Origin of the sequence: Mucilaginibacter sp. (genome assembly GCF_041660805.1) — a bacterium.
In the GTDB taxonomy this organism is placed as follows: domain Bacteria; phylum Bacteroidota; class Bacteroidia; order Sphingobacteriales; family Sphingobacteriaceae; genus Mucilaginibacter.
The window spans coordinates 18114-38419 of record NZ_JBAZVP010000025.1 but is presented as its reverse complement, the minus strand read 5'-3'; the positions used below and the strand labels follow the sequence as shown (position 1 = coordinate 38419).

At 39.4% G+C, this 20306-nt stretch carries 24 protein-coding genes; 16 read left to right on the top strand and 8 right to left on the bottom strand.

Translation table 11 applies throughout. From position 1 onward, the window contains the following. Window positions 1–211: 211 nt before the first annotated feature. From WC743_RS21915 to WC743_RS21905, 3 genes are all read right to left on the bottom strand, one after another. Window positions 212–1285, bottom strand: coding sequence for a fatty acid desaturase (locus WC743_RS21915; RefSeq protein ID WP_373015597.1), 1074 nt, complete (start codon window positions 1283–1285; stop codon window positions 212–214). A 444-nt stretch (window positions 1286–1729) separates the two neighbouring features. After that, on the bottom strand, window positions 1730–2143 hold the full coding sequence (locus WC743_RS21910; RefSeq protein ID WP_373015595.1) for a hypothetical protein: 414 nt from the start codon (window positions 2141–2143) through the stop codon (window positions 1730–1732). A 5-nt stretch (window positions 2144–2148) separates the two neighbouring features. Next, window positions 2149–3957 carry a T6SS effector amidase Tae4 family protein gene (locus WC743_RS21905; RefSeq protein WP_373015593.1) on the bottom strand — a complete coding sequence of 603 codons (1809 nt, stop codon included), beginning with the start codon at window positions 3955–3957 and terminating at the stop codon, window positions 2149–2151. 586 nt (window positions 3958–4543) lie between these two features. On the opposite strand from WC743_RS21905, the gene WC743_RS21900 reads away from it, so the two are divergent. Genes WC743_RS21900 through WC743_RS21890 form a run of 3 tightly spaced genes read left to right on the top strand, consistent with a single transcriptional unit; the run spans window position 4544 to window position 8478 of the window. Beyond that, the gene (locus tag WC743_RS21900) at window positions 4544–7330 is read left to right on the top strand and encodes a TonB-dependent receptor domain-containing protein (protein ID WP_373015591.1); all 2787 of its coding nucleotides are present in this window, start codon (window positions 4544–4546) and stop codon (window positions 7328–7330) included. Between the two features lie 19 nt (window positions 7331–7349). Next, window positions 7350–7781 carry a PH domain-containing protein gene (locus WC743_RS21895; RefSeq protein WP_373015589.1) on the top strand — a complete coding sequence of 144 codons (432 nt, stop codon included), beginning with the start codon at window positions 7350–7352 and terminating at the stop codon, window positions 7779–7781. Between the two features lie 7 nt (window positions 7782–7788). After that, window positions 7789–8478 carry a hypothetical protein gene (locus tag WC743_RS21890; protein WP_373015587.1) on the top strand — a complete coding sequence of 230 codons (690 nt, stop codon included), beginning with the start codon at window positions 7789–7791 and terminating at the stop codon, window positions 8476–8478. 97 nt (window positions 8479–8575) lie between these two features. Here the strand turns inward: WC743_RS21890 and WC743_RS21885 are convergent, their stop codons facing one another. Together WC743_RS21885 and WC743_RS21880 are read right to left on the bottom strand one after the other, a co-directional pair. Continuing rightward, window positions 8576–9076, bottom strand: coding sequence for a peptidylprolyl isomerase (locus tag WC743_RS21885; protein ID WP_373015585.1), 501 nt, complete (start codon window positions 9074–9076; stop codon window positions 8576–8578). Window positions 9077–9160: 84 nt separating this feature from the next. Beyond that, window positions 9161–11176, bottom strand: coding sequence for a thioredoxin domain-containing protein (locus WC743_RS21880; RefSeq protein ID WP_373015583.1), 2016 nt, complete (start codon window positions 11174–11176; stop codon window positions 9161–9163). 145 nt (window positions 11177–11321) lie between these two features. Here WC743_RS21880 and WC743_RS21875 point away from each other — a divergent pair, with 145 nt between their 5' ends. From WC743_RS21875 to WC743_RS21865, 3 genes are all read left to right on the top strand, one after another. Then, the gene (locus WC743_RS21875) at window positions 11322–13604 is read left to right on the top strand and encodes an ATP-dependent helicase (protein WP_373015581.1); all 2283 of its coding nucleotides are present in this window, start codon (window positions 11322–11324) and stop codon (window positions 13602–13604) included. A 157-nt stretch (window positions 13605–13761) separates the two neighbouring features. Beyond that, window positions 13762–14136: a helix-turn-helix domain-containing protein gene (locus WC743_RS21870; protein WP_373015579.1), complete on the top strand. Its 375-nt coding sequence runs from the start codon at window positions 13762–13764 to the stop codon at window positions 14134–14136. Window positions 14137–14334: 198 nt separating this feature from the next. After that, window positions 14335–14622: a hypothetical protein gene (locus WC743_RS21865; protein ID WP_373015577.1), complete on the top strand. Its 288-nt coding sequence runs from the start codon at window positions 14335–14337 to the stop codon at window positions 14620–14622. A gap of 12 nt (window positions 14623–14634) precedes the next feature. Here the strand turns inward: WC743_RS21865 and WC743_RS21860 are convergent, their stop codons facing one another. Beyond that, window positions 14635–16068 (bottom strand): hypothetical protein, encoded by a 1434-nt coding sequence (locus WC743_RS21860; RefSeq protein ID WP_373015575.1) that lies wholly within the window; start codon window positions 16066–16068, stop codon window positions 14635–14637. Window positions 16069–16409: 341 nt separating this feature from the next. On the opposite strand from WC743_RS21860, the gene WC743_RS21855 reads away from it, so the two are divergent. The 9 genes from WC743_RS21855 to WC743_RS21815 all read left to right on the top strand — a co-directional run bounded on the left by WC743_RS21855 (window position 16410) and on the right by WC743_RS21815 (window position 18536). Next, window positions 16410–16553, top strand: coding sequence for a hypothetical protein (locus WC743_RS21855; protein ID WP_373015573.1), 144 nt, complete (start codon window positions 16410–16412; stop codon window positions 16551–16553). Window positions 16554–16590: 37 nt separating this feature from the next. Then, on the top strand, window positions 16591–16737 hold the full coding sequence (locus tag WC743_RS21850; protein WP_373015571.1) for a hypothetical protein: 147 nt from the start codon (window positions 16591–16593) through the stop codon (window positions 16735–16737). A 45-nt stretch (window positions 16738–16782) separates the two neighbouring features. Beyond that, on the top strand, window positions 16783–16929 hold the full coding sequence (locus WC743_RS21845) for a hypothetical protein (protein WP_373015569.1): 147 nt from the start codon (window positions 16783–16785) through the stop codon (window positions 16927–16929). A gap of 62 nt (window positions 16930–16991) precedes the next feature. Beyond that, entirely contained in the window at window positions 16992–17207 is a 216-nt protein-coding gene (locus WC743_RS21840) for a hypothetical protein (protein WP_373015567.1), read from the top strand. 64 nt (window positions 17208–17271) lie between these two features. Further along, window positions 17272–17487 carry a hypothetical protein gene (locus WC743_RS21835; protein ID WP_373015565.1) on the top strand — a complete coding sequence of 72 codons (216 nt, stop codon included), beginning with the start codon at window positions 17272–17274 and terminating at the stop codon, window positions 17485–17487. A gap of 60 nt (window positions 17488–17547) precedes the next feature. Next, window positions 17548–17766, top strand: coding sequence for a hypothetical protein (locus tag WC743_RS21830; RefSeq protein ID WP_373015563.1), 219 nt, complete (start codon window positions 17548–17550; stop codon window positions 17764–17766). A 60-nt stretch (window positions 17767–17826) separates the two neighbouring features. Continuing rightward, on the top strand, window positions 17827–18036 hold the full coding sequence (locus tag WC743_RS21825; protein WP_373015562.1) for a hypothetical protein: 210 nt from the start codon (window positions 17827–17829) through the stop codon (window positions 18034–18036). Window positions 18037–18094: 58 nt separating this feature from the next. Further along, window positions 18095–18304: a hypothetical protein gene (locus tag WC743_RS21820; protein WP_373015560.1), complete on the top strand. Its 210-nt coding sequence runs from the start codon at window positions 18095–18097 to the stop codon at window positions 18302–18304. Between the two features lie 64 nt (window positions 18305–18368). Then, window positions 18369–18536, top strand: coding sequence for a hypothetical protein (locus WC743_RS21815; protein WP_373015558.1), 168 nt, complete (start codon window positions 18369–18371; stop codon window positions 18534–18536). A gap of 124 nt (window positions 18537–18660) precedes the next feature. Here WC743_RS21815 and WC743_RS21810 read toward each other — a convergent pair whose 3' ends face one another. Further along, window positions 18661–19164 carry a hypothetical protein gene (locus WC743_RS21810; protein WP_373015556.1) on the bottom strand — a complete coding sequence of 168 codons (504 nt, stop codon included), beginning with the start codon at window positions 19162–19164 and terminating at the stop codon, window positions 18661–18663. A 397-nt stretch (window positions 19165–19561) separates the two neighbouring features. On the opposite strand from WC743_RS21810, the gene WC743_RS21805 reads away from it, so the two are divergent. Beyond that, complete coding sequence (locus tag WC743_RS21805) at window positions 19562–19777, top strand: hypothetical protein (protein WP_373015555.1); 216 nt, start codon at window positions 19562–19564, stop codon at window positions 19775–19777. Window positions 19778–19824: 47 nt separating this feature from the next. On the opposite strand, the gene WC743_RS21800 is transcribed toward WC743_RS21805, so the two are convergent. Continuing rightward, window positions 19825–20295 (bottom strand): CYTH domain-containing protein, encoded by a 471-nt coding sequence (locus tag WC743_RS21800; RefSeq protein ID WP_373015553.1) that lies wholly within the window; start codon window positions 20293–20295, stop codon window positions 19825–19827. Window positions 20296–20306: the final 11 nt, after the last annotated feature.

Genomic DNA, 20306 nt, shown 5'->3' with positions numbered 1-20306 from the left:
AAGTTAATTATTCATTTTTAAAAAGTGCCCCTAAAAATTGCTTTTTAGATAAAAAGTATGCTTGTTGTATTAATGATGTAGGCCTTTTTACTATGTTGGGGCTCGCCGTTATACCTGCATCTTAAAAATAGCTTTAAATAAAAAGGGACACTTTCGCGTCCCTTTTTATTTAGCCGCCTGCTTTTGGCAGGCAATATCATGTTAGTTAATTTTACTCGGTAGCAAAGATCTGCTTACCTGTAACCGGGCAAAAAACTTTTTCAATTTTTAACGCGGGTTTAACATATTCTTTTAAAAACTGCGCTTTTGAATCTTTATAGTGGCTAACCGCGCCAATCATGCTCATAAACTTAATATAGTACCATGCCGTATCAACCTGGTAAGCTTTAAAGCCCGAACGCGCGCTTTTAGGGAACAAGTGGTGATTATTGTGCCATTCGCCGGCCACAATACCCGGCCAAAGCTGGTTTATTGACATATCCTTACGGTTATAATCAACACCGTCCTGGCGTTTATCTTCGCCTTTACCGTGGCCTTCATAATTAAAGGTACGCACACCTACAGCCCAAACAGCCGCCGAACCAAAGATAGCGCAGGCCAGGCCAATACCGCCCAGTAAGTAAAACGCGCCAAACCAAAAACTCCAGTTTAACACTACACCAAGTATGGTGCGAAACGGGTTTGCCACCGAACCATATTTTTGATACTGAGCATAAGTATTTGCGGTAACGCCGGTATGTTTCATTAAAGTAACGCAGCGGTTATACCCCTTCTCGTTCATATTGCGGTTTATTGGCTGATGATTAGCATCGGCCAAAAAGCAGTATAAAAAGCCGCCCTGGGCGTTGTAAGGATCGCCGGGGGTATCAGACAATGCATGGTGCACATGGTGCGAAATAGCATAGATCTCTTCGGGAATAATTTTAAGGGTAAGGTTTTGGGTAAAGAAGCGCCAAAAGTTATTGCTGAACTTGTATGCACCATGGGTACAATACCTGTGGTACCAAACAGTACCATGACTGCCCATAACCACCATACTGTAAAGGAAAGCGATGATCAATCCGGTTATGGTAAAATATTTAAAAATAAACAGCATCAGGAAAGGTGCCAGGCATAAAACCATTAGCCAGCTTGTAAAAGACAGCCAATTTTTTTTGCTTTTAAATACGTTTATCCGGGAAAGAAATTCGTTTATTATCTGGCCCTGTGTGGGCTTTGAGAGGTTACCATTCTCATCCTTCCATCCATAAGAAGGTTCCTCAAGCACATTGTGTATAAATGCCATTAGTATCGGGAGATTAATTAATCAATTAGGTTTAATTAGTTCATGGGGACGGAATAAAGGTAGTCAAATGTTTCCCAGAAACGTTAAGAAATTTAATAAATAATTAAATTGTCATTGTAATGTCTTATGCATCAGGAGCAAACAATTTTAAATCTTTTTATTAAACAAAGCACTAAATCAACTTTTTAGTGTGAATAGGCTTTTGATTGGCAATGTTGTGAAAAAGAATACCCATGTATTCCGATAAGGATGCATGGGCATAATATTAACTACTAAGAAATTTATTTAATTCCTTTAAAACTGTATTGATTGGAACAGAAAAGTATGCCGTTTTATTTACTTATGGCTAAGAAATCACTTACCGGCCAACTACCTTACCTATTGCAACAACTATATTTTAATTAAACTTCCCCGCCTGGCGCTGGCTGGAGCGTAGCTGGGATATTACTTAATTTCAGTTCGCTGATATTTCTTATATTCCGATTTTGCAATTGAATCTAAATCTCTGCTGTTATAATAATGTAAGGCATTAGCCATATAGTAATTCATTCCAGCAGTACAGCCATCACACATTGCTGGGGGGGGCATTTTTTTCACAAGGTCTTTCCCCAACTGTTTAGCTTTTTGTAATGCTTCTAAACTTAACCCATCATATGGGTTAAGAGCATCTTTTCTTTCAATCAGGCTAAAAATTGTGTCGTTTTTATAGCTTTCACGTAAAGAAGCAAAAAACACCTGATCTTTAAAAGCATTCACCCACGGATTAGGTCCATTATTGTAATCAAACTTTGGATAAGCTGTAGGTGAACAGCCTAAAATAACTGTTAAAGCGATTAACATTAAAATTTTGTTCTTCATAAAATTTATTCTAACTCCCAAATATCAATATAAAGAATAGGACCATCAAAGTGACATGCGTTTCCGCAAGTTGCGTCGGTGTTAAGCATATCAGCATGACCGGAAGCCCATGTAAAATTGCTTGAGTAAAGTGAGTATATTCCTTTTTTTCCTGTAAGTAGTCCTGGTAGATTTATGCCTTTAGCACCTGCTTGATTTGCGGTATAATGATGATGCTTTGCATTAAAAGGTGTCTTAGGATCTCCATCGTTTGTTCCGAATGTTAACCTCATCCATTTATTTATCTGATAAGCTGCTTTGAAATAATATTTCCCGTCAGTGCCAGGGAACGTTTGACCAGGTATATTTGGTATTATAACCCCAGAGTAATTCAATGCTTTTGACATCCTTACTGCACAAGTATTAGTATTAGGGCCGACATAAATAGTTGCTACTACGCCTCCAATCGAATTATACATTTTTTGAGGCGTATCATATAAAGGGTCACTATTTAAAGGAAATGCAGCTTTAAAATTAGACCAAGTGGGTAATGCCTGTTGCGGAAAACTCAAATTGGGATTATCCCAGTAAGATGCATCATAGTCACCATCAGGCCCTTCAACAGCCGTTAAAAATTGATTTGTAAAGACATCAATAGTGGTCTCCGGATTAGAATACAGATAATTTACCGACCAATTAATTAAGTCTTTACTTTCTTGAGTGTAACCACTGTTAAGCAAATATTTGATAAACTCAGCAACTATCGCATTGTTATTTTGCAAAAACACCTGTTTAGCAGCGTCCGTTATTTGTAAATATTGAATCAGATAACTTGTCGCAACACTACTACTACTGCCGCTTCCAGATTCAGGTGGCCCATAAATGAAAGCCCCTGTTACTGGTGTGCCAAAATTAAAATCTCCGTAGTTGTAAAAATTATTATTAGGGTTGCTGTCACCTGCCGGTCCCCCGGTGCCCAAGTTATATACAAAATTTGTGCTAAAAGGCCCGTTGTTATTGGCAGGAGCAAAATAGCAGGACACTATATTGCCACCTGCATCTCTTATTTCTGTTATTTGGCCAGGATAAGTATTACCATAATTATCAGTAGCGTAGCTGCTGTATGCAGTATATACCGTTAGCCCAATGCTTTCAGCATACGATTTTAGTGCGCTAAATTTATCAAACGGAACTACTGCATTTGAATTATTAAGACCAAATATACCAGGTCTATCGGTCGCACAAGATGGCTTTACCGTTAAAAATACCTTCCCATTACGGATGGACTGCGATGTTTGCGGCGGGCACGGGCCATCATCGGATGATCCGCCATCACTATTACAAAAAAGTTTAACAGTCATAACGCCTTTTGTATCGCGTATAGCGGTAGTTTGATGTCCATCACCACAATCACAAGTTCTTCCCAAATATTCAACCGTTTGAGTGCCATCGGTATAGTCTGTTATCCAATACCAATCAATACAGGTAATTGAAGCAACCTTCTTATCCGTTGTTTGGATAACTTTTGAAGGTCTCGCATTTGTTTTATATAGTTTACGATACTGCTTTAAAATGCCATTCTCGTAGTTGTTTGATTCATCTAATACTCCGTTGAGCGTAAATTTGGTCAAATTGCCGGTAAACCCAAAGTTTAGCTTTTTACTGGCAAAACCGGCAATCAGTTCATTTTCGTTTTTGACCAGGTCATCGGGGTTGCCAAACGTTTCATAAATGTAACCGCCTGTAACAGCACCTTGCTGCCGCTGTAATACCAAATAGCGTTGTATCTTTTTATCAGCCTCAAACTTAATCGTGTTAATGATGCTTAACGGCACTAACTGGTAAACGCTGCTATCGGCGCCAATGCTGCGGGCTTTATTCCATTGTGCGGAAATAATAATGTTTTTAACAGCAACGCTGTCACCTTTTTGAACAGAAAGCCATTCGCGTATTTCAACCGCGGTATTGTCTGTTGCTATAATACTACTTTCAATCAGCTGGTTATCTTTTTTGCAACTGTGGATACAGCATGCAATCACCACTATAAGAAAAACGGCAAAAAGCCGCATAATCGGGTAAGGTTGTTTCATATTGTGACAGGTTTAGATGATATACGATAATAATATTATTATGTTACATAATATATGTTCAAATATATAACTATTTGAATATCAGAGGAACATATTGCATATTTAACTCACCCGGTCTTTGCTCCGCCCGACCACCTTCTCTGCTGCGCAAAGAGGGTTTTAACTGCACTGGTCGCCCCTCTCTCCGCAAGCGGAGAGAGGGGCGACCAGTGCAGCGTAGTCGGTGAGTAAAATCGCAAATTACTACCCCTATTGCAACAATTATATGACATACATATTTTAATTAAACTTCCTCCTACATTCATCGTCATTAGCTGAAACCACAATTGGCATGACAAAACCCTTATTCCTTACACTCTTAAGTTTTTTGCTCTTGCAGCAGGTATTTGCCCAGCAGCCGCGCGCCGTTAGCGGAACCGTAACCGATAGCCTGGGCGCTTTGCCGGGCATTAACGTTAAACTAATATCAGATAAAGACAGTGTTATTGTGGCTACAGATACAAAAGGGGTGTTCCAGTTCCCGGCGGTGCAATCCAAAAATTTTAAACTTACCGCAACCGGTTTGGGTTACCAGGCAGTAACCAAGCGTTACACAATGGATAACGACACTAAACCCATAAAGCTTGATCCCATTAAACTTAAAATACAGATCAACTTACTCAACCTGGTACACATTACAGCTATTAACCCCATCACCATAAAAGAAGATACGGTTGAATATAAAGCGGCCGCTTACAAGGTGCGCGAAGGTTCGCCGGTTGAAGACCTGCTTAAAAAGCTGCCGGGGGTTTCTGTTGATAAGGATGGTAACGTTACCGCCCACGGCAAGCAGGTAACCAAAGTACGGGTTAACGGCAAAAATTATTTTACAGGCGATGTGCAAACAGCCACACAAAACCTGCCTGCAGATATTGTAGAGAACATACAGGTAATTGATGATTATGGCGACCAGGCCAATCTTACCGGCATTAAAACCGGCGACCCCGAAAAGATCCTGAATATTACCATACAAAAAGGGAAACGCACTGGCAAATTTGGACAGGGAACCATTGGCGCCGGTAATGATGACCGGTATATTGCGCGGATATCTGCAAATGCATTTAAGGAAGACCGGCAAATTGGTGTTATTGGCACCATTAACAATACCAACTCCAACTCGTTTAACCTCGCTACGGGTGGCGGCGGCGGAGGGCGCGGGGGTCGTGGTGGCGGCGGCAACACATCCGGCACGGGTATAAGCACGGCAAACGGCATTACTACCAATCGTTCCATAGGGTTTAACTATCGGGATGAATGGGGTAAAAAAATCACTGCCTATGGCAGCTACAGCTTTGCCGACAGGGACAGATACAGTACCAGCACATCTACTGAGCAAAACCTGTTTCAGTCGGGTACGCTCATCAACAACGATAACAGCACCGATAGGACCCACAACTTAAACCACCGGTTTGATTTTAATATTGAGTACCGCATTGATACCGCCAATTATTTGAAGATAAACCCCAATTTTTCATACAATTCGTCAAACGATAATAACACCGATATTTTTAGCAACTCGCGTAACGGCACCTTTATAACAGGTAATGAACTGGCCTTAACAAATTCCAGCGCGCCAAGCGGAGGGGTAAGCTTTTTGTACAATCATAAGTTTCATAAAAAGGGCCGTAACCTAAGCATTAATACCAGTATAAATTATTCCAAAAGCACCCAGGATTTAAACGATCAGTATACAACCAACCAGGATACGGTAACAACCAAGCTTTTCCAGCAGGTTAACACCAATAATAACGCTACAAGGGCCAATGTTTCTGTATCTTATACCGAGCCCATTGGCAAAAGCACTTACCTGGAAGCCAACTATGCCCACAATTATTCTAATACCGACAACGAACGCGATAACTACCGGATAGACCCGGTTACAGGCATACAAAACTTTGTAGACTCATTAAGTACGGTATATAACTATCAGTTCATTACAGATAAGTTTGGGTTAAACCTGCGTGGTATTAAAACCAAGTATAATTATACCGTGGGCCTTGCGGTACAGCCAGTGCAACTGAACGGCCAATCGCGCAATAATTTCAGTATATCAACTCATACGTTCAATTATATCCCAACGGCACGGTTTGTTTATAATTTTGCTAAAAACCATTCGCTTAATATCAATTACACCGGCACCAATAATCAGCCCGGTTTTATGCAGCTGCAGATCCAGCCCGATTTCTCTAACCCTCAAAACCGTGTTTATGGTAACCCCGATCTGAAACCCGAATTCAGCAACAACGTTAGCCTGCGATACAACCAGTTTGATATAGCCAGCGGCAATTCGTTATTCACAAACCTGTCGTTCACTTCCACATCAAATAAAATTGTAAGCAACAGCAAACCCATAACAGACAATACAAGCGTCGCATCTGGCAAAAATAATACCGTGCAGGAAACAAGGTATTTAAACACCGACGGCTTTTATTCGGCCAATGGTAATTACGCTTTCTCCAAACCGTTTGCCAACCGCAAATACACAGTAACTTTTAATGGTGGTGCAAACTTTAACAACAACGTTTCTTTTATTGAGGATGAACGTAACATTGGCAAGAACTGGGTTTTTAACCAGGGGGCTAAGTTGCGGGTTGATATTGACAGCCTTATGGATACTGAAATAAGTGGCAACTACAGCTATAACACAACCAGTTACAGCCTGCCATCGTCCATAAATACCGATGCCAAAACCTGGACGTTGGGTTTAGACGGCAGGAATTACTTTTTTAACAACCTTATACTTGGGTACACACTTACCCAAACCATTAACAAGGGTTTCAGTAGTACGGTTAAGGCTAACCCTACCCTGCTTACCTCCTATGTAGAATATCAGTTCCTGCCAAAAAATATTGCATCATTGCGTTTCCAGGCCTTTGATATTTTTAACCAGAATACCGGTGTTAGCCGTACCGTTGCCGGCAACCAGATAATTGACACCCGCACCAACAGGCTGGGCAGGTATTTTATGCTGAGCTTTACCTTAAGGCTGCAAAAATTCGCAGGCCGGCAAGGCGGAAGGCCCGGCGGGGGTGGCGGGGGTGGCCGAAGAGGTGGCGGTGGCGGTGGTCGAAGAGGCTAAAATTTTATAGATTTACAGCATGGATAACGCGGTGCATATCTACAAGTCAAAAAAGGGTTTTGTAATTTACATTCCCCTCATTATACTATTGGCTATTGAAATAGTTTATATAGCTACAGGCCAGTACATTCCGGGTTTATTGTGCCTGGCAATAACAGGTGTTATTTTTTTCCCGATATTTTTTAATACTTATTATGCCATCGCCAATAACAATGGTACGCTTAAAGTAAAAAGCGGGTTAATTATTAATACATCTATTGAGATTGAAACTATTAAAAAAATTAAAAAGACCCGTACCATAATGAGTTCGCCGGCTTTATCTTTAGACAGGATTGAAATATTTTACAACAAATTCGATTCGGTAATTGTCTCACCTGAAAATAAAGCGGAATTTGTAGCCGAATTAAAAAGCATCAACCCGGCAATTGAATATTTTGATCAACCTGAGTAATAATATAATGTTAAAACGTTTCTTTTTCTTTTTTACAGCGATAATATTAACCGCCAGCTGCTTTGCCCAGGAAACTGTCGACAAAAAAAACAGACTGACCGACAATGTTTCGGAAATATACAAGGTACTGGCGAGTAACAAGTACACTAAACAGGGCTTGTATCAGGCTGTGTTTAAAAAGAAACTCGTGGTAGCTACAGGCATGTTCGAAAACGATAAAAAGACAGGTGTTTGGCGCTTTTACGACCAACAGGGGCAGGCAATGCAAATATATGATTATACCAAAAAGCAGTTGCTGTTTGAGGCAAAGGAAGATACCTCATCAAGCTTAAGATATTTTGTTGATAAACAACTGGACAGTACCAGCAAAGTAACCAAACCGGTAAAAGTAGGCGGGCGGTATTATGGGTACCTGCCCTATTTAAATTTGTTTACCGTTCCTAAAGATCTTAGGGATATTAATTACGATCTGTTCTCGGCAGTGGTTGAATTATTGATAAGCCCCTATGGCCGCCTTGCCGATTATAAGGTGCACCTAAACGCGGTAAATTTTAAGAGAACCATTAACATGAATATAAATTTACCAAACGAGGAAGACATGGTATTTATCCCTGCCACATTAAACGGCGAACCAATTTCATCCCGGGTGGTAATTCAATGTTATGTGACCAATTCCGGCCATTTGGATTTTGATTAACCGCTTGAAAACACACTGCGATATTGCTTGCTTTTAACGGCTATAAACAGCAAAAAAGCGCAGAAATCTGCGCTTTTTTGTGTTATTCTGTGATTTTTTAGTGAGCATGGTGGCCATCCGGGCCATGTGCGTGGCCATGTGAAAGCTCTTCAGGAGTGGCCGGGCGAACGTTCAGTATCTCACCCTTAAAGTGCAATTCCTGGCCTGCCATTGGGTGGTTCAAATCAACAATCACCGAATCTTCGGTAACTGATACTACCTGGCCCTGAAAACGGTTGCCGTTGTTATCCTGCAAAGGTAATACTTCGCCAATTTGCGGTGTATCAGCCCCTTTAAACATTTCTAAAGGCAAATTAGCTACAGCTTCTTCATCAAATTCGCCATAACCTTCTTGTGCCGATATAACAAAATCATAGGTATCTCCTGTTGAAAGGGTACTTAAGTTCTCTTCAAATTTTGGTATCATTTGGCCTGCACCAAATAAAAAAGTTAACGGTTGCTCTTGTGTTGCGCTTTCTGCCAGGCCTTCGGTTCCGTCCTCCTGCTTAACATACAGATCGTATGTTAATGATACTACATGTTGTGGTTCAATTTTCATTTAATTTTTGTTTTTAAGATCATGAAATTACATCCAATAGTATTCGCGGACGCGGTTCAATACTCGTTTTTAATATATAAGGAATCAGTTATTTATTTGTTTTAATGCGTCTGTGATATTGTAAGCCGGTAATCCGCAGGTTTTATCCCTGCAAACAAATATCCGGGTATCGTTATCAAATTTTTCAGCCAGCAAAGGTAAACTTCCATCTTTACCACCCAAGATAATTTTATTAGGAATGTAAATTTGTTCCATTTCTTTGCGGAATGTTTCAGCATTGTTACCGGTAACGGCCACCTCATAGGTGCCAAATACCTCATTAAGCAGCAGCATTGTCCAGTTAGAATAGGCTGTGCTGTACTTAGCCAGGTGCGGAACTATGTTACGCAGCAACTGCGCTGATATCTCCGTATAACCCTCATTATCAAAGAATAGCCCAAGCTTTTTAAGGTTATTCGCCATCACCGAATTTGATGAAGGGATCACTCCATCCATAATTTCAGATTTGCGGGCAATGAGCTGCTCATCATTATCTGCTGTATAAAAGAATACGCCGCCTGCCTGGTCATAATAATGAGCCAAAGCATAATCAGCCAGTTTTTGAGCTTGTATGATCCATACTTCATCAAAAGTAACTTCATATAAGGCAATAAAACCATCAATTACATTTGCGTAATCATCTAAAAAAGTAGCCTCACCCCAACCCTCTCCAAAGGAGAGGGAGTTTTTATAAACGCGCCTTACTTTAGCACCTGACAATAAATTATCCGTAATAAACCCAGCGTTTTTCAAAGCCAGTTCCAAATACTCCGCTTTGTTAAAAGCACGGTAAGCCTCACATAACCCCTTAAGCATTAAACCGTTCCATGATGCCAGTATTTTGTTATCCAGTCCTGGTCTTACGCGTTTGCTTCGGGCCTCTAAAACCTTTTGGCGGAATGCATTTACCCTGCTTATCAATTCATCTGCAGATAGGCCAAGCTTATCCGCCAATTCCTTATCGCTCTCCCTACGGAAGAAAACGTTAGATTGTTCCTCCTCCCAGTTACCATCTTCAGTTACATGGTAATAAATATTAAACAGGTCGGCATCCTCGCCTAAAATGTCCTCTATCCCGGCTTTGGTGAAGATGTAAAACTTGCCCTCCTTACCCTCGCTATCGGCATCCAATGCAGAATAAAAGCCATTTTCCGGCGATGTTAATTCCCTGTTGATAAAAGTTATTATCTCGTCTGTAACGGTTTTATAAAGCGGATCAGGGTTCCATGTGTACGCTTCGGAATACAGGCTAACCAGCTGGGCATTGTCATACAACATCTTTTCAAAATGCGGTACGTGCCAAACACCATCAACCGCATAGCGGGCAAAGCCACCGCCAATATGGTCATAGATGCCGCCAAAAGCCATTTTCTTGAGGGTAAGCTTTACATTGTCTGCAATACCTGCATCCTTCATTAAAAAAGCATAACGCATTAAAAACAATGTGTTAGTGGGCATCGGGAATTTTGGTGCTCCTCCAAAACCACCTTCAATAGGGTCAATATACTTGCGCCAGGTATTCATTATCACCTCCAGGTCGGCTTTGGTATATTCGGGCTGCTCTTTTACAAAAGCTACAGATTCATATTGTTTAATGCCATCAGTTAAGCGCACGGCATAATCTTCGGCTTCTTCGGGCTTGGTTTTATAAAAATCGGCCAGGTTAAACAGCAGCGATGTCCAATCGTTTTTACGAAAGTAAGTACCGCCATAAATAGGCCGCTGGTCTGGCAGGCAAATACAATTCAGCGGCCAGCCTCCTCTGCCACTCATTAACTGCACGGCGCTCATATAGATCTGGTCAACATCGGGGCGTTCTTCCCGGTCTACTTTTATGCAAACAAAATACTCGTTCATTACTGCCGCCACGGCCTCATCCTCAAAGCTTTCATGCTCCATTACGTGGCACCAGTGGCATGCCGAATAACCAATGCTCACCAATATCAACTTGTTCTCGGCTTTAGCTTTTGCCAACGCTTCCGGCCCCCAGGGGTACCAGTTAACCGGGTTACCGGCATGCTGTAATAAATAGGGCGAAGTGGAATTAGCGAGCTGGTTCATACAAGTTATTTTGTACTTAGATAATTGGCTAAATTGTTAATTGTTTTAATGATGTGCAAATCATTTCCCTTTATTAAATGCATTATCGCTTCGTGTTTCGTGCTAAAAAATTTAATTTCGCAGTACAAGAAAAGAGGAACAGGATTTGGATTATTTAGAGGGGTTAAATCCCGAGCAAAAGGCCGCTGTATTGCAAATAAAGGGTCCGGTAATGATTATTGCCGGTGCGGGTTCAGGTAAAACACGTGTTATTACTTACAGGGTTGCGCACCTTATTCGCAGCGGTGTAGACTCATTTAATATACTGGTACTTACATTTACCAACAAGGCCGCCCGCGAAATGCGTGAGCGTATCAATCATATTTGCGGCCCCGAAGCCAAAAACATATGGATGGGTACCTTCCACTCGGTTTTTGCCAAGTTACTAAGAGTTGAGGCTACCCGTATTGGTTACCAAAGCAACTTCACAATATACGATACAGATGATAGTAAAAGTGTATTGCGCGCCATTTTAAAAGAAATGCAGCTTGATGATAAGTTGTACAGCGTAAACTTTGTACTCAACCGAATTTCGGCAGCAAAAAGTAGCTTACTTACTCCGGCTGAATATCAAAACAATGCACAGATACAGGCCGACGACGATTCAGGGAAACGCCCATTGATTGGAAAAATATATGAAACTTATGCACAACGCTGTTACCGTGCCGGTGCTATGGACTTTGATGATTTGCTCTTTAAAACCAATCAGTTATTAAGAGATCACCCGGATGTACTGAATAAATATCAGCACAAATTTAAGTATGTTATGGTTGATGAGTACCAGGATACAAATTACTCACAATACATGATCGTAAAACGGTTGGCCGCTGTGTATGAGAACCTTTGCGTTGTTGGAGATGACGCACAAAGCATCTACGCTTTCCGTGGCGCCACAATCCAAAACATTCTCAATTTTGAGAAGGATTATCCCGACCTGAAGATATTTAAGCTGGAACAGAACTATCGTTCCACTCAAAATATTGTAAATGTTGCCAACAGTGTTATAGCCAACAATAAAGAACAGCTTAAAAAGAATGTTTTTTCTGAAAAGGAAACCGGCGACAAAATAAAAATAATGCGCGCCTTTAGCGATAATGAAGAAGGTAAGCTGGTGGCCGATGCCATTATGCAGCAGCGCAGTACAAATGGCCTAAAATGGCATGATTTTGCTATCCTTTACCGTACCAATGCGCAGTCGCGTTCAATGGAGGAGGCTTTGCGTAAAAACGGGATCCCTTATAAAATATACGGGGGCCTGTCTTTTTATCAGCGTAAAGAAATAAAGGACCTGATCGCTTATTTCAGGCTTACGTTTAACCCTAATGATGAAGAGGCACTTAAACGTGTGATCAATTACCCCAAACGTGGGATTGGTGATACAACGGTTGACAGGATTATTGTAGCCGCGGATAAAAATTCAATTACACCTTTTGAGGTGATAATAGAAGCGAACAGATATATAGAGAAAGCGCCGGCATCGTTAAACGCTTTCGCGGCTATGATCCAGAGCTTTCAGGTACTCACCAAAACTTTAACTGCCTATGAAGCCGCATTACATATCGCGCAACATTCTGGTTTGCTTAAGGATTTATATGAGGACAAATCTGTTGAAGGACTTAACCGTTACGAAAATATACAAGAGTTACTTAACGGCATAAAAGAGTTCTCTGAAAGAGAAGATATTGAAGAAAAAGGCCTGGACGTATTTATGCAGGATGTGGCCCTTTTAACCAACGATGATAAGGATAAAGACAAGGATGCTGACACAGTATCATTGATGACCATTCACTCTTCAAAAGGACTTGAATTTCCGCAAGTGCACATTGTAGGGCTGGAAGAAAACCTGTTCCCATCGCAAATGTCGCTTAACTCCCGCAGCGACCTGGAAGAAGAACGCCGGTTGTTTTATGTGGCCATAACCCGTGCAGAATATAAGCTAACCATCAGCTATGCTACTTCGCGTTTTAAATTTGGCACGCTGATAAGTTGTGAGCCGAGCCGCTTCTTGGATGAGATTGACGCAAAGTACCTTGAGCTTGATTTTACAGCTAAACCAGCACCCGGAACCAGTTCATTTGATGATGAACGTGGTGCATGGAGCCGCAAGGCGGATACGTTTTCAAAACCTAAAGCGGCCACTGCCCCGCCTGTTAAAACAACATCTATACTGGCTAAGGCGCATGTACCTTCAGCCGGTTTTAAACCATCAGATACATCAAACCTGCAGGTAGGTATGCAGGTAGAACATGAGCGTTTTGGTTTTGGTAAAGTGCTAAACCTTGAAGGCAATAAACCGGACGTTAAAGCAACTATTTTCTTTAAAGAAATTGGCCAGAAACAGCTACTGTTAAAATTTGCTAAACTGAGCATAATTACCGGGATTGAATAAAATATTTTCCCCTTCTTGTAGAAGAAATTCCACAATTTCCCCCTCCCCAAACTTTAACTATATGTTAATTCGGCTTAATTAAGCCGAATTAACATGATGGCACTTAATTTGGCTAATAGTTAATGCCCCATTTCCCTTTAATTAATTTATTATGTACATGATGACCGAAGTAATTAAGAAAAAAACCAACAAATCTGCCGGAAAAAACATCCGCACATTACGCCACGAGCACAACTGGAGCCAGGAAGATGTAGCCAATCGCCTTGGTATTTCTATCCCCGCTTTTTCAAAAATTGAAACAGGTGTTACCGACATTAATTTATCACGCCTTGAGCAGATAGCCAATATCTTTGAGGTTAGTGTAGTAAACCTTCTTTCGTTAGAATATGTTGAAGAACCAAGCTCACAAAACGCCAACCTTACCATCATTCAGAAAAAGCTGATTGACAGAGAAACCGAGATCACCAACCTGCAACGTAAAGTGATATTACTTTATGAAGAATTGCTAAGCAAAAACCACGTAGCGCTTTAGTTTATAGCCTTACTGTTCATTAATTGCAACAGGTGACTTTTTTTGCAGAACCGCCAAATTTACCCTCATTTAATATTTTTAAATGAAATGAAAATTTAATGCTTGTTTCTTTGTTGATTATCTAAAATTGATATAAATCGCACAGATTAAGTTTTTGGATTTATAATTGTAATGCCATCAGTACAAAAATATTGTACTATGTCAAACTACATGATATCAATTTCAAATGCCGATGTGCTGCGCGATGGAACCATTCATGATCCGGGCAGTAAATTGAAAGTTAAGGCGTATGATCTGCTAAAGTCAAGGTTTAAGCCATCAAGAGGTGAGGTAAGGTTTTTTGTTACCTCCGGTAATGAGACCCTTGCTTTTGAAACCGAAGGATATAAAAGGCACAGGCAACTGCTTATTTTGCAAATGATATCAAGATACTGTGTTTATTTAGGCTTGTTTGAAGCGCAGATACACAGTACATTCCCAAACTAGCCAGCAAAATTGTTAGAATACCGTTTTGCTGGTATCATTAAGCATTTCGCTCATTTCAATTATTTTCTGATCAATATCAGATACGCATTTATCCATCATATTAATACATTCCTTTTCATCAACCAAACCTTCTTTTTCAAGGTTCATTAATCCGCGTAAGGTGGCAATTGGCCCCCGAATTTGATGTGACAGGTATGATGAATACTCTGAGAGCTTTTTATTCTTTATCTGCAGATCTTTGGTACGCTCATCTATAATTTCTTCCAGGTGATGATTAATACGGTCAAGGTTATCCTTCTGTCGGGATACTTCTGCATTCAGCTCGGTAAGTTGTGTATTAGTTATGGTTTTACGTTTTACATTGTTCACCAATAGGGCTATCACTACCAGTAATAAGCCGGCCACCACGGTTACCGCCCAAAACTTTATCCTGTCGTTTTGCTGGCGTTGGAAAATTAAATCATTTTCCCTCTGTTTAGCTTCCTGTTTAAACTGTTCCTGTATAATGTTTATCTGAGTTGACTCATTTGAGATATGGATAGTACTATCCTGCCTGAAGATCAATTGCAGGTAGTGTAAAGCACGCTCATAATTTTTCCGCTTTAGCTCTAACTGATAAATGGTGTAGTTGTAATCAGATTCCAGCTTCTCGTCTTTTACCGCTTTTGAATAAGCCTGCCCTTCCTGCACTATTCTTTCTGCATCCTCAAAGCGGTTTTGGGCAATGTATAATGATGCCAGTGTAAGGTTTGTGCTGGCTACAGGTTTGTTAAGGTCACGTTCTTTGGCCGCTTTGTTGGCAGCTAATAAAAGTTTTTCTGCAATATCAAACTGGTTGATGTTAAAGTAAATAACACCACGGTTTTGCAGGGCCTGGATCAGGTTAACCGAATCTTTTATGGCAATAAAAATTGCGTTACCCTTATCATAATATGACAACGCCTGGTAAAAGCTTTTTTTACGATAATAAACGTTACCAATATTAAGGTATGACGAGCCTATAAGTTGCTGATCTGATAATCGCTGGGCAATTTTTAATGATGAATTTAAGTACTCTAAGGCCTTACCATAATCGCTATCAAGGTACAGGTTACCAATGTTGTTATTGACCTTGGCCTCGCTACGCAGGTCTTTTATTTCTCTGAACACATTTAACGCTTTCAAATAATCGTCAATGGCGTCTCTGGATTGGTTTAAATAATAGTTACCAATGCCTTTTATCCGGTAAGATTCGCCTATGAATTTTTTATATGGCAGCTTTTCTGCAATGGCCAATGCTGCTGTTGCATCTGCCACTGTTTGCTGCGGATTGGTTAAGCGGTTATCGTAAGCACGGGTATTTAGCTTTTTTACTTCATTTGTATCAGCGGCAACAACCTCATATCCCTTGGCGTATACAGATTGCAGAACAAGCAATAAAAATAAAAAAGTATACAATTTTTTCATTAGAACTCTATACGTTGAATTAAGGGGAAAGTTATGAAATAAATAGTAAGTATGAACGTTTGGAAAAATTTTGTAAAAAAGGTCATTAAAGTTTATTTAAAAATATTCCCCGAAAATTGAAAAACATATTTATATTTGTGGCGTTAAATAATTGATTGTTAATAAGTTATAACTATTAACTTAGCATTATTGTTTAACTAAAATAATATAATCTGCCAAATGAAATTATAAACCAAAGGTTACAACTTGTATCCAAAGTTGTTCGCTCAAATGTATACTTCCCATTTGCTGAAACATTAATTTTATCGGAAACTTAATCGGAAACTTAATTCATAACTATTATGAAAAAAATCTTTTTTGCCTCACTTTTTGTATTCGCAGGCATATTAACATCATGCATGAAACAAACCCGTGTTAAAACTACCATTGATGTTATCTTACAAAGCACGATAGGTATTCGTAAAGATATTGGCACCGCAGACTAACCCTACATAAACAGATATTAAAATAACCAAATTAATCATGAAAAAGATAACCATAGTAGCAGCATTATTAATTCTTAGCACCGGCATTTTACCATCATGCACCAAACAAGCCACTGTTAAAACAACTGCAACCCTTGAGCGCAGTACAATATCAACTAAAAAAGACATTGGCACTGCCGATTAATTCATTTATAAACATTAACCATTTCACAATAAAATATTCAAAATCATGAAAAAGATAACCATAGTAGCAGCATTATTAATTCTTAGCACAGGCATTTTACCATCATGCACTAAACAAAGCACTGTTAAAAACACTGCAACGCTTGAGCGCAGTACTATATCAACTAAAAAAGACGTAGGCACTGCCGATTAATTATATCAACACACTAAAAAATTCATATTAACCATCCCCAAAACATTTTTAAAAATAAGATCATGAAAAAATCAATCATTGCAATCGCGCTTATACTAAGCACAGGCGTTTTATCAGCATCAACTACAATCATTGCAAAACGCGATACCAGCCCAAGTAAATCATTTACTAAAAAAGATGTAGGTACTGCCGATACCAAAAAAGATGTAGGCACTGCTGACCTGAAAAAGAACACTGCATCAACCGGCACTAAAAAAGACGTAGGCACTGCCGACTAATTAACATCAACAAACTAAAAAAATTCATATTAACCATCCCCAAAACATCTTTAAAAATAAGATCATGAAAAAATCAATCATTGCAATCGTGCTTATACTAAGCACAGGCGTTTTATCAGCATCAACTACAATCATTGCAAAACGCGATACCAGCCCAAGTAAATCATTTACTAAAAAAGATGTAGGTACTGCCGATACCAAAAAAGATGTAGGCACTGCTGACCTGAAAAAGAACACTGCATCAACCGGCACTAAAAAAGACGTAGGCACTGCCGACTAATTATATCAACAAACTAAAAAATTCACATTAATCATCCCCAAAACACATTAAATAACAATCATGAAAAAATCAATCATCGCCATAGCACTTATACTAAGCACAGGAGTTTTATCAGCATCAACTACAATCACTGCAAAACGTGATACCACTCCAAGAAAATCATCAACCACTAAAAAAGATGTAGGCACTGCCGATACCAAGAAAGACGTAGGCACCGCCGATACCAAAAAAGATGTAGGTACTGCTGACACCAAAAAAGACGTAGGCACAGCCGACTAATTAAATCAACACCCAACAAATCAGTCAACATATATATAACCCATATTTTAAATAACAATCATGAAAAAATCAATCATCGCTATAGCACTAATATTAAGCACAGGAATTTTATCAATCAATGTAAATGCTGCTGCAACTGCTCCTAAAAAAGCTTCGACCACTAAAAAAGATGTAGGTACTGCCGATACCAAGAAAGACGTAGGTACCGCTGATACCAAAAAAGATGTAGGTACTGCCGACACTAAAAAAGACGTAGGTACTGCCGACTAATTAAATCAACACACAACAAATCAATCAACATATATAACCCATATTTTAAATAACAATCATGAAAAAATCAATCATCGCCATAGCACTAATATTGAGCACAGGAATTTTATCAATCAATGTAAATGCTGCTGCACCTGCTCCTAAAAAAGCTTCAACCACTAAAAAAGACGTAGGTACTGCCGACACTAAAAAAGACGTAGGCACCGCCGATACCAAAAAAGACGTAGGTACTGCAGACACTAAAAAAGACGTAGGTACTGCAGACTAATTAATATCTGAAACATACACAACAACATCATAATTCATAATTAAAAATATTTAAAAACAACATCATGAAAAAGTTCATCATCGCAGCAGCATTAATTTTAGTATCAGCCGTTACAGCATTTTCTTTAACCCGTAACAACAGCAAAGCCGAAGAAAAAATAAAATCAGACAATTCAACTTTCGCCGTTAAAGATTCTTCAAGGCCAAAATCTGACATTGCAACCGCCGATTAATTAGTAAACAAGGCAGTATCAATTATTACCAATAAGCATTGGTATTATTTACTGCAATAAAATATACGCTGCTGAATATTAAGAGTTAATATTCAGCATGGTCCTGCAGTAAAACAGCGGGGCATTATTTATTAGATTTAAACTTTTCGCAATTATCCAGTTTATAAATAACTGAGTAATCTGCGTTGGTATTTACCTGTTCGCGGCCTGTAGCTACATTCAGGTTCATGGGCTTTTGGGCAAGCTCCTGTGCCGATAATTTAAATTCAACAGCAAGGGTATCTTTCATACCTTCCTGCATGAAGCTCCAAACCGCTTTTATTTTATCACCATTAAGCATACCTGCTAATGTACCTTTACGCCTGTCTTTTTCTTTAGGCAACCAGCTCATATCGCCGCTTACCTTATTGGCATTAATTACTAGGTGAACAGCCGTTGTATCCTGCCCGTTTATGCCATCGGTATGTATAAAACAATATTCCATATTTTGGGCCGGTGTGTTCAAAGCAGTCGCTTTCGATGTATCTTCGCCGGCATTCCCTCCCGCTAAGGTATCACCACTATTCTTTGTTCCATTACCTGCACATGAGGCTAATGCTAACGCACATATTAATATGTATGGTTTCATGCTTTTTAATTTATTGTTTACTGGTATCACTACAATTATTAACACAAAAAGTTCGGTTTGTAATTATTACGGTTGATAGCCTTGTTTTATAGAAGCAAACGTTAATCCGGACAACCGGGCATCAATAAAGCTGTTAGAGAAAAACGGCTTTGCGCGCGAGGGTTACTATAAAGAGAACTATTTTTTTGACGGAAAATTCCTTGATTCGGCTATATATTCATTAATTACTTCAAAAAATATAGAACAATCTATAAAATTTGTTAGTTAAGTATAAATACATATATTGCCAGCATTATTGAAACAATTACCTGCAATAATTAAAGAAATAATAAAGCCGGTAGTAAAACAATTATTATCAATTATAGTTTAAACTTAAAAACACTAAAAAAAACTTATCATGGCAGCAGCTTCAAATGGTGGAATCACCGCCTACTCAGTGAAAACAAAAACTAAAAATGTTCCAATGCTCGACCCTATTATCGACATTAAATCAGGCCGTTACATTGCTACTGGTAAAGACGCAGAAGGTAATAAAATGGCTGCTATAATGGGCAAAGCTACCGCCGAAGAGCATATCAAAAATGGTAATGCTAAAAAAGGTTCTGGCTGGTAAATAAAACCAACATACATAAAAAAGCCTGTTTACATAAACAGGCTTTTTTATGCCCAATTCTTAAAAGGATTAACAGAAAGGCATGCGTTTAAGTAGCGATGATCGTCGCTTACTTCATTTTTTACCCATTCGGGCTTCTCAAATTCCTGGTTTTCGTGTTTCAATTCTATCTCGGCAACTATTAAACCCTGGTTATCGCCCGTAAATACATCTACCTCCCAAACATTACCGGCATAATCAATATTATAGCGCATTTTCTCTATAAACGAGGTTGCCATATTTTTCAATATCTCCTCCCCTTCGTTAACCGGTATGGTATATTCAAACTCGCTGCGGCTAATACCTGTTGTGCTGCCTTTTAAAGTAATATAAGCTACATCATCAGCAACACGAACCCTTACAGTGCGTTTTTCATCGTTCAATAAATAGCCTTGCTTGTAAGCCTTACCCTGTGGTTTTATAAGCTGTTGCCATTTTTCATGATCAACCAAAAATTTCCGTTCTATTTCAATACCCATATAATAATTGT

What these genes read in the sequence shown, in the direction of transcription:
- WC743_RS21915 (WP_373015597.1), bottom strand. Translation starts at nt 1,285, where the DNA reads ATGGCATTTATACACAATGTGCTTGAGGAACCTTCTTATGGATGGAAG.
- WC743_RS21910 (WP_373015595.1), bottom strand. Translation starts at nt 2,143, where the DNA reads ATGAAGAACAAAATTTTAATGTTAATCGCTTTAACAGTTATTTTAGGC.
- WC743_RS21900 (WP_373015591.1), top strand. Translation starts at nt 4,544, where the DNA reads ATGACAAAACCCTTATTCCTTACACTCTTAAGTTTTTTGCTCTTGCAG.
- WC743_RS21895 (WP_373015589.1), top strand. Translation starts at nt 7,350, where the DNA reads ATGGATAACGCGGTGCATATCTACAAGTCAAAAAAGGGTTTTGTAATT.
- WC743_RS21890 (WP_373015587.1), top strand. Translation starts at nt 7,789, where the DNA reads ATGTTAAAACGTTTCTTTTTCTTTTTTACAGCGATAATATTAACCGCC.
- WC743_RS21885 (WP_373015585.1), bottom strand. Translation starts at nt 9,076, where the DNA reads ATGAAAATTGAACCACAACATGTAGTATCATTAACATACGATCTGTAT.
- WC743_RS21880 (WP_373015583.1), bottom strand. Translation starts at nt 11,176, where the DNA reads ATGAACCAGCTCGCTAATTCCACTTCGCCCTATTTATTACAGCATGCC.
- WC743_RS21870 (WP_373015579.1), top strand. Translation starts at nt 13,762, where the DNA reads ATGATGACCGAAGTAATTAAGAAAAAAACCAACAAATCTGCCGGAAAA.
- WC743_RS21865 (WP_373015577.1), top strand. Translation starts at nt 14,335, where the DNA reads ATGTCAAACTACATGATATCAATTTCAAATGCCGATGTGCTGCGCGAT.
- WC743_RS21860 (WP_373015575.1), bottom strand. Translation starts at nt 16,068, where the DNA reads ATGAAAAAATTGTATACTTTTTTATTTTTATTGCTTGTTCTGCAATCT.
- WC743_RS21855 (WP_373015573.1), top strand. Translation starts at nt 16,410, where the DNA reads ATGAAAAAAATCTTTTTTGCCTCACTTTTTGTATTCGCAGGCATATTA.
- WC743_RS21850 (WP_373015571.1), top strand. Translation starts at nt 16,591, where the DNA reads ATGAAAAAGATAACCATAGTAGCAGCATTATTAATTCTTAGCACCGGC.
- WC743_RS21845 (WP_373015569.1), top strand. Translation starts at nt 16,783, where the DNA reads ATGAAAAAGATAACCATAGTAGCAGCATTATTAATTCTTAGCACAGGC.
- WC743_RS21840 (WP_373015567.1), top strand. Translation starts at nt 16,992, where the DNA reads ATGAAAAAATCAATCATTGCAATCGCGCTTATACTAAGCACAGGCGTT.
- WC743_RS21835 (WP_373015565.1), top strand. Translation starts at nt 17,272, where the DNA reads ATGAAAAAATCAATCATTGCAATCGTGCTTATACTAAGCACAGGCGTT.
- WC743_RS21830 (WP_373015563.1), top strand. Translation starts at nt 17,548, where the DNA reads ATGAAAAAATCAATCATCGCCATAGCACTTATACTAAGCACAGGAGTT.
- WC743_RS21825 (WP_373015562.1), top strand. Translation starts at nt 17,827, where the DNA reads ATGAAAAAATCAATCATCGCTATAGCACTAATATTAAGCACAGGAATT.
- WC743_RS21820 (WP_373015560.1), top strand. Translation starts at nt 18,095, where the DNA reads ATGAAAAAATCAATCATCGCCATAGCACTAATATTGAGCACAGGAATT.
- WC743_RS21815 (WP_373015558.1), top strand. Translation starts at nt 18,369, where the DNA reads ATGAAAAAGTTCATCATCGCAGCAGCATTAATTTTAGTATCAGCCGTT.
- WC743_RS21810 (WP_373015556.1), bottom strand. Translation starts at nt 19,164, where the DNA reads ATGAAACCATACATATTAATATGTGCGTTAGCATTAGCCTCATGTGCA.
- WC743_RS21805 (WP_373015555.1), top strand. Translation starts at nt 19,562, where the DNA reads ATGGCAGCAGCTTCAAATGGTGGAATCACCGCCTACTCAGTGAAAACA.
- WC743_RS21800 (WP_373015553.1), bottom strand. Translation starts at nt 20,295, where the DNA reads ATGGGTATTGAAATAGAACGGAAATTTTTGGTTGATCATGAAAAATGG.